The sequence below is a fragment of the Streptomyces sp. 8K308 genome, assembly GCF_004348315.1.
In the GTDB taxonomy this organism is placed as follows: Bacteria; Actinomycetota; Actinomycetes; order Streptomycetales; family Streptomycetaceae; genus Streptomyces.
The window spans coordinates 1-8,391 of sequence record NZ_SMKC01000310.1 but is presented as its reverse complement, the minus strand read 5'-3'; the positions used below and the strand labels follow the sequence as shown (position 1 = coordinate 8,391).

Sequence of the window (8,391 nt, the reverse complement as noted above, 5' to 3'; positions counted from 1 at the left end):
GCGGAGGGGCCGCTGAACAGGGCGGCGATGGATATCAGGCCGGTGAGGGCGGCTATCAGGCCCAGGCGTCGACGCGCGTAGAACGAGCCGGCGCGGATCGAGCTGCGTATGTGGGGCAACGCGAACTCCCTGATCGTGGGGGCGGGTTCGGCTCCGCGGAGCCGGGTGGGGGTGATGCCTGGGACATGCTTTCGGTTGAACGTTTCTGCGCGGCGTGCTTCAGGTAACGACTCGGCAAAGGCGTGTGCACGTCATGCTCGTCGGTTCGCCTGGGGCGGTGGGCGCGCGGCCATACTGGGGCGTATGAGCAGAACCAGGGAACACGCCTACGCGGTCACGGTGCGCTGGACCGGCAACACGGGTGAGGGCACGGCGGGATACCGGGCGTACGCGCGCGACACCGAGATCACGGCGGCCGGCAAGCCGACGATGATCGTGGCCAGCGCCGACAAGACCTTCGTGGGCGACCCCGAGCGGTGGAACCCCGAGGAGCTGCTGGTCGCCTCGCTCTCCCAGTGCCACATGCTGAGCTACCTCGCGCTCTGCGCCCTCAAGGGCGTGGTGGTGACGGGCTACGAGGACGCGGCGCGCGGCACGATGGTGGAGAGCGCGGGCACGGCAGGACACTTCACCGAGGTGGTGCTCGCCCCGGTGGTCACGGTGGCCGACGAGACCATGGCCCCGAGCGCCACCGAGCTCCACGAGGACGCGCACCGCGCCTGCTTCATCGCCAACTCGGTCAACTTCCCGGTCCACCACGCCCCCGAGATCCGGGTGGCGCGGCAGGGCTGAGCCACCCTGGGGACTCGTTCGTGTCGCCGAGTCCATCGGCGCGAAGGTGGAGCTGGACGTCGACTCCCTGCTCAACCGGTGAACAGCTGACTGGCCTTGCGGACGAGTTCGACGAGGCCGTAGGTCAGGGGGAGGCCGACCCACAGCCAGGTGATGACGAGCAGGGCGCGGCGGTTCACCGGGCGGCCTCCTTCGGCTCCTGGGCGGCTTCGGGTCCCGGCTGCGGCTCGTAGTGCCTGGCGGCCACCGGCCGGACGAGTTCGTTGGCCACGAAGCCGATCACCAGCAGGGCGATCATGACGACGAAGGACAGGGCGTAGAGGTCGGGCCCGGTCCTGCCGGCCGACTCCTGGCTGTCCGCGATGGCGTTGACGATCAGCGGGCCGAGTACGCCGGCCACCGACCAGGCGGTGAGCAGCCGGCCGTGGATGGCGCCGACCTGGTAGGTGCCGAACAGGTCGCGCAGGTAGGCCGGGATGGTCGCGAAGCCGCCGCCGTAGAAGGAGAGCAGCAGCAGCGCCGCGACGATGAAGAGCGGCTTGGCGGCGTCGCCGGCCAGCGCCAGGGTGAGGTAGAGCAGCGCGCCAGCGCCCAGGTAGAGGCGGTAGATGTTCTTCCGGCCGACCAGGTCGGAGGTGGAGGACCAGACGATCCGGCCCGACATGTTGGCGAGCGAGAGCAGGGCCACGAAGCCGGCAGCGGCGGCGGCTGAGACGGGCGCGTCGGTGTCGGCGAAGAAGTCCTGGATCATCGGCGCGGCCTTCTCCAGGATGCCGATGCCGGCGGTCACGTTGCAGCACAGCACCACCCACAGGCACCAGAACTGAGGCGTGCGGATGGCGGTGCTCGCCGAGACGCGGATCGCGGCGGTGCCGGCGCTGAGCCTGGCCATGGCGGCCGCGGAGGGGGACGGGTCGGCGGGGACCCGGACCAGCCAGACACCGAGCGACATGAACACGGCGTAGACGGCGCCGTGCACGGCGAAGGCGGTGGCGATGCCGTCGGTGTCGGTGCCGAAGGCGTCCAGCATCTCGCTCGACCAGGGCGAGGCGATCAGCGCGCCGCCGCCGAAGCCCATGATGGCGATGCCGGTGGCCATGCCGGGGCGGTCGGGGAACCACTTGATCAGCGTCGAGACCGGCGAGATGTAGCCGATACCGAGGCCGATGCCGCCGACGCAGCCGTAGCCGAGGACCACCAGCCAGAACTGCTCGGTCAGCACCCCGAGGGCGGAGATCAGGAAGCCGGAGGAGAAGCAGACGGCGGAGACGAACATCGCCCAGCGGGGGCCGTTGCGCTCCACGAGGGTGCCGCCGAAGGCGGCGGACAGGCCGAGCATCACGATGCCGAACTGGAAGGGCAGCGCGCTCTGCGTGCCGCTCAGGCCGAGGGCCTCCTCCAGCGGCGGTTTGAAGACGCTCCAGGCGTACGCCTGCCCGATGGCCAGGTGCACGGAGAGGGCGGCCGGCGGCACCAGCCACCGGTTCCAACCGGCCGGCGCGACGATCCGGGAGCGATCCAGCCAGCCTCCGGCCATGGACCATTCCCCCTTTTGGGTGGGTGAGCGGGCGGGGGCCACGAACGTAGTTGAACCTTCGAACAGCCGGGGTGGGGTGTGCGGTGGAGGTTGCCGGGAGGAAGTGTGGAAACGGCCCGCCTCGCCAACGGCGGCGGGCCGACACGACGGGCGGGCCTGCCGGCGCGGGGCGCCTTCGCCGGAGCGGCGTCGGCGGAGCGTGCGCTCCGGGCCCGGGCCGCCGGGGGCGGCGTGCGGGGCGGCGGCCCCGTGCGCCTCATGGGCCCCGTCTGTACGGCGAGCCCGGTCGGCTGGCGCGCCGGCGTGCGGCGCCGACGTGCCGCCCTCCATGGCAGGTGCGGTACGCCTGGCACACGGCTCACCGCCCGGCGACCGGTGCGGTTGGTCGTGGCCGACGGCGTGGGGGCCGGGTGCCGTGCTGACGCGTGGGCCGTGGCGGTGCGGTTGGTCGTGGCCGAAGGCTGGGGGGTCGGCTGCGGCGCCGATGAGGAGGGCTGTGGCGGGGCGGTGCGGCCGTGGTCCAAGGCGGGCCCGGTCGGCTGCCGTGCTGACGCGTGGGCCGTGGCGGTGCCGCCTGGCGGGGGAAGCGTGGCGTGCCGTGGTCCCAGGCGTGCGGGGGCGCTGCGGCGTTGATGGGTGGGCCGTGGCGGTGCGGTTGGTCGTGGCCGAAGGGCCGGGGTCGGCTGCGGCGCCGACGAGGAGGGCCGTGGCGGTGCCCGGCGGGCGCCTGCGTCGGTCGGCCGTGCCGCCGGCCGCGTAGGCCGGTGGCCGGCCGGCCTACGCGGCCGGCCCGGCTTGGCCGGGCGCCAGTGCTGCCGTGATGGGCGCGTACTCTTGAGGTTTGTCCGGCGGTGCCCTGGGGGCTCGTCGGGTGAGCCCGGCCGGAGGATCCGTGTCGGGGCCTTCGTGGTGCCCGCGTGCGCGTGGCGCGCCGGCGGCGCGAGGGCGCTCAAGCCACTCATGCCAAGCTGCGGCTTGGTCGCGGACGGAAGCGTGCCTGATGTCTCTTGCCGGTCTGCTCGACGCCGTACGTCATGACCCCGCCCTGGACGAGGCCGTCTCCGCCGCCGCCGACGGGCGGCGGCGGCATGTCGACCTGGTCGGTCCGCCCGCGGCGCGGCCGCTGGCCGTCGCTGCGCTGGCCGGCGCCGGGCGTCCCGTGCTGGCCGTGACGGCGACCGGCCGGGAGGCCGAGGACCTGGCCGCCGCGCTCCGCTCGCTGCTGCCGGTGGCCGACGCCGTCGTGGAGTTCCCGGCCTGGGAGACCCTGCCGCACGAGCGGCTCTCGCCGCGCGCCGACACCGTCGGCCGGCGGCTCGCCGTGCTGCGCAGGCTCGCGCACCCGCGCGCCGACGACCCGGGCGCCGGGCCCGTATCCGTGGTGGTGGCCCCGATCCGCGCCGTGCTGCAGCCGCAGGTGAAGGGACTCGGCGACCTGGAGCCGGTCAGCCTGCGGGCCGGCGCCACCGCCGACCTCGGCCGGGTCACCGAGGCGCTGGCGGCCGCCGCCTACTCCCGGGTGGAACTGGTCGAGAAGCGCGGCGAGTTCGCGGTGCGCGGCGGCATCCTCGACGTGTTTCCGCCCACCGAGGAGCACCCGCTGCGGGTGGAGTTCTGGGGCGACGACATCGAGGAGATCCGCTACTTCAAGGTGGCCGACCAGCGGTCCCTCGAGGTCGCCGAGCACGGCCTGTGGGCGCCCCCGTGCCGTGAGCTGCTGCTCACCGACGAGGTGCGGGCGCGCGCCGCCGAGCTGGCCCGCGCGCACCCCGAGCTCGACGAGCTGCTCGGCAAGATCGCCGAGGGCATCGCCGTGGACGGCATGGAGTCGCTGGCGCCCGTCCTCGTCGACGACATGGAGCTGCTGGTCGACGTGCTGCCGGCCGGCGCCATGACGGTGGTCTGCGATCCGGAGCGGGTGCGGACCAGGGCCGCCGACCTGGTCGCCACCAGCCAGGAGTTCCTGCAGGCGTCCTGGGCCGCCGCCGCCATGTCCGACACCGGCGAGGCGCCCATCGACGTCGGCGCCGCCTCGCTGCGTGGCCTCGCCGAGGTGCGGGAGCGCGCCGCCGAGCTCGGCATGCCCTGGTGGTCGGTCTCGCCGTTCTCGCAGGCCTCAGGTGACGAGGCCGTCGACGAGGTCGACGACGTGTTGCGGCTCGGCCTGCGGGCCGCCGAGAGCTACCGGGGTGACACGGCGCGTGCCCTCGCCGACACCAAGGGCTGGCTGGCCGACGGCTGGCGGGTGGTCTACCTCACCGAGGGGCAGGGCCCGGCCAGCCGCACCGTCGAGGTGCTCGGCGGCGAGGGCATCGCGGCCCGCCTGGTGCCGGCGCTGACCGGCGAGCCGGTGCCGTCCGTGGTCCAGGTCTCCTGCGGGGCGATCGAGCACGGCTTCCTGGCGCCCGAGCTGCGCCTGGCCGTGCTCACCGAGACCGACCTGACCGGGCAGAAGACGGCCGGCCGCGACGGCACCCGGATGCCGGCCCGGCGCCGCAAGACGCTTGACCCGCTGACGCTGACCGCCGGCGACTACATCGTGCACGAGCAGCACGGCGTGGGCCGCTACGTCGAGATGGTGCAGCGCACCGTGCAGGGCGCGACCCGCGAGTACCTGCTGGTCGAGTACGCGCCGGCCAAGCGCGGCCAGCCGGGCGACCGGCTGTTCGTGCCGACCGACCAGCTCGACCTCGTCACCAAGTACGTCGGCGGCGAGGCGCCGTCCCTGCACCGGCTCGGCGGCGCGGACTGGACCAAGACCAAGGCGCGGGCCCGCAAGGCGGTCAAGGAGATCGCCGCCGACCTGATCAAGCTCTACTCGGCGCGGATGGCGGCACCCGGACACGCCTTCGGCACCGACACGCCGTGGCAGCGCGAGCTGGAGGACGCGTTCCCCTACGCCGAGACCCCGGACCAGCTGACCACCATCGGCGAGGTCAAGGACGACATGGAGAAGTCGGTTCCGATGGACCGGCTGATCTGCGGCGACGTCGGCTACGGCAAGACCGAGATCGCGGTGCGCGCCGCGTTCAAGGCCGTGCAGGACGGCAAGCAGGTGGCGGTGCTCGTGCCGACCACGCTGCTGGTGCAGCAGCACTTCGGCACGTTCTCGGAGCGCTATGCGCAGTTTCCGGTCAACGTGCGCCCGCTCTCCCGCTTCCAGACCGACGCGGAGTCCAGGGCGGCGCTCGAGGGGCTGCGCGACGGCACGGTCGACGTCGTCATCGGCACCCACCGGCTGTTCTCGTCCGAGGTGAAGTTCAAGGACCTCGGCCTGGTGATCGTCGACGAGGAGCAGCGGTTCGGCGTCGAGCACAAGGAGCAGCTGAAGAAGCTGCGGGCCAACGTGGACGTGCTGACGATGTCCGCGACGCCGATCCCGCGGACGCTGGAGATGGCGGTGACGGGCATCCGCGAGATGTCCACCATCACCACGCCGCCCGAGGAGCGGCACCCGGTACTGACGTTCGTCGGCCCCTACGAGGAGAAGCAGATCGGCGCCGCGATCCGGCGCGAACTGCTGCGCGAGGGCCAGGTGTTCTACATCCACAACCGGGTGGAGTCCATCGACCGGGTGGCCAGCAGGCTGCGCGCCATCGTGCCGGAGGCGCGGATCGCCACCGCGCACGGGCAGATGAGCGAGTCCCTGCTGGAGCGGGTCGTGGTGGACTTCTGGGAGAAGAAGTTCGACGTGCTGGTGTCGACGACGATCGTCGAGTCCGGCATCGACATCTCCAACGCCAACACCCTGATCGTGGAGCGCGGCGACACCTTCGGCCTCTCCCAACTCCACCAGCTGCGCGGGCGGGTCGGCCGGGGCAGGGAGCGCGGCTACGCGTACTTCCTCTACCCACCGGAGAAGCCGCTGACCGAGACCGCGCACGAGCGGCTCGCCACCATCGCCCAGCACACCGAGATGGGCGCCGGCATGTATGTGGCGATGAAGGACCTGGAGATCAGGGGCGCGGGCAACCTGCTCGGCGGCGAGCAGTCGGGCCACATCGCGGGCGTGGGTTTCGACCTGTACGTGCGGATGGTGGGCGAGGCGGTGGCCGACTACCGGGCGACGCTGGAGACCGGCGGAGCGGCGGAGCCGGAGGAGTCGCTGCTCGAGGTGAAGATCGAGCTGCCGGTGGACGCGCACGTGCCGCACGACTACGCGCCGGGCGAGCGGCTGCGGCTTCAGGCGTACCGGTCGATCGCCGCGGCCAACACGGAGGAGGACATCCGGGCGGTCAGGGAGGAGTTGACCGACCGGTACGGTCCGTTGCCCGAGGCGACGGAGAACCTGCTGCTGGTGGCGGGCCTCCGGATGCTGGCCCGCTCCTGCGGGGTGACGGACATCACCCTGCAGGGCAGTCGGATCCGGTTCTCGCCGGTCGAGTTGCGGGAGTCGCAGGAGCTGCGCCTCAACCGGGTCTACCCGGGGTCGGTCGTCAAACGGGCCACCGGCCAGGTGCTCGTGCCGCGGCCCACCACGGCGCGGATCGGCGGGAAGCCGCTGGCCGGGCGCGAACTGCTGGCCTGGACCGGGGAGTTCCTCACCACCATCCCCGGCTCCTGAGCGGGGCACGTCGCGGCTCGTGAAGCGGTGAGTGGTGTGGTGAGTGGTGTGTGAGGAAGGCCGAATCGGCCCCCTCGCAAGGGAGTTGAGGTAATACGATCACCTACCGTTCCGTGACGCACCGTCCATCACCGTTCGGAGTTCCATGACCTCCCCAGCCCCGCTGATGCCCGACGGCAGCCCCTGGCCGCCCCGAGCCGGCGCTCCGGCCAGCCACGTCCCCATGTACGGGCCCGAGTTCGAGAACGACCCGGCCGGCTTCTACCGCGACCTGAGAGAGAAGTACGGGCCGGTGGTGCCGGTCGAGGTGGACGAGCGTGGCGGCTTCCGGGGCTGGCTCGTGCTGGGACACCGCGAACAGCTCGAGGTCCTGAACAACCGCTCCGGCGTGTTCTCGCACGACTCGCGCTGGTGGCGCGACCGGGCCGAGGGCCGGGTGCCCGACCACCCGCTCGTGCAGCAGACCGAGCGCCGCCGGAACATGTTCTCCGCCGACGGCGCGGAGCACCGGCGGCTGCGGTCGCCGGTCGACCAGGCGCTCTCCGGGCTGCACCCCGAGCACACGCGCGGCTATGTCGACCACCTCGCTGACCAGTTGATCGACGCGTTCCCGGCCTTCGGGCCCGTCGACGTCGTCAACTGGTACGCGCAGCCACTGCCGATGCTGGTGATGATGGGCCTGCTCGGCCTGCCGGAGGAGCGGGCGACCGCCGTCTCCCAGACCGTGCTCGAGATCGTCCAGGCGGGCCCCGGCGCGAACGCGGCCGCGCGGCGGATGGACGAACAGATGCGGGAGCAGGTCGAGGAGAAGCTCAGGGCGCCGGGCGCCGACCTCACCTCCTGGCTGATCGCGCAGTACGGCACGGGCGTCTTCGACCCCGACGAGGTGGCCGACCAGGTGCGGCTGATGCTCCAGGGCGGCCTGGGGCCCACCTCGGCGTGGATCGCGGCCACGCTGCTGCGGCTCGTCACGGACGACCGGCTGCGCCGCGACGTCGAGTCCGGCATCATCACCGTGGCCGAGGCGGCCAACCGCGTGCTGTGGGACGACCCGCCGGTCCACAACGTCTTCATGAACTGGGCGACCAGCTCGACCGTGTTGGGGCAGTACGAGATCAGCGCCGGCGACCTGGTGATCGTCTCGATGGTCGCGTCCGGCCTCGACCCGGCGGTGCGGCCGGTGGAGGAGGAGGCGCTGCGTGCCAGCCGGGCGCACCTGGCGTGGGGCGCCGGCGCGCACGCCTGCCCGGCGCAGGACCTCGGTGTGCTGATCGTGGACTGCGCGGTGCGGCGGCTGCTGCACCGGATGCCGGCGCTGCGGCTCGCCGTCGACGAGCGCGACCTGGCGTGGGGGCCCGGCTACGTGGTCCGCATGCCGGTCGAACTGCCGCTGATGTCGCCGACGCGCGTCCCGGCCGAGGCCACGGCCGAGCCGCCGGCCTTCATGGCACTGCCGAGCGCCGCGAGCGCCGCCGGGCAGCCGGCCACCCCACCGCCC

4 protein-coding genes are annotated in these 8,391 nt (G+C 72.9%); 3 read left to right on the top strand and 1 reads right to left on the bottom strand.

From position 1 onward, the window contains the following. The first annotated feature begins 303 nt into the window (after positions 1–303). Positions 304–792 carry an OsmC family protein gene (locus tag E1265_RS29345; protein ID WP_132934026.1) on the top strand — a complete coding sequence of 163 codons (489 nt, stop codon included), beginning with the start codon at positions 304–306 and terminating at the stop codon, positions 790–792. Positions 793–967: 175 nt separating this feature from the next. Here E1265_RS29345 and E1265_RS29340 read toward each other — a convergent pair whose 3' ends face one another. Further along, positions 968–2,329: an OFA family MFS transporter gene (locus E1265_RS29340; RefSeq protein WP_132934025.1), complete on the bottom strand. Its 1,362-nt coding sequence runs from the start codon at positions 2,327–2,329 to the stop codon at positions 968–970. A gap of 1,000 nt (positions 2,330–3,329) precedes the next feature. On the opposite strand from E1265_RS29340, the gene mfd reads away from it, so the two are divergent. Further along, the gene (gene mfd, locus E1265_RS29335; protein ID WP_132934024.1) at positions 3,330–6,893 is read left to right on the top strand and encodes a transcription-repair coupling factor; all 3,564 of its coding nucleotides are present in this window, start codon (positions 3,330–3,332) and stop codon (positions 6,891–6,893) included. 145 nt (positions 6,894–7,038) lie between these two features. Next, positions 7,039–8,391 (top strand): cytochrome P450 (locus E1265_RS29330; RefSeq protein ID WP_132934023.1); only part of this gene is annotated, 1,353 nt, incomplete at its 3' end.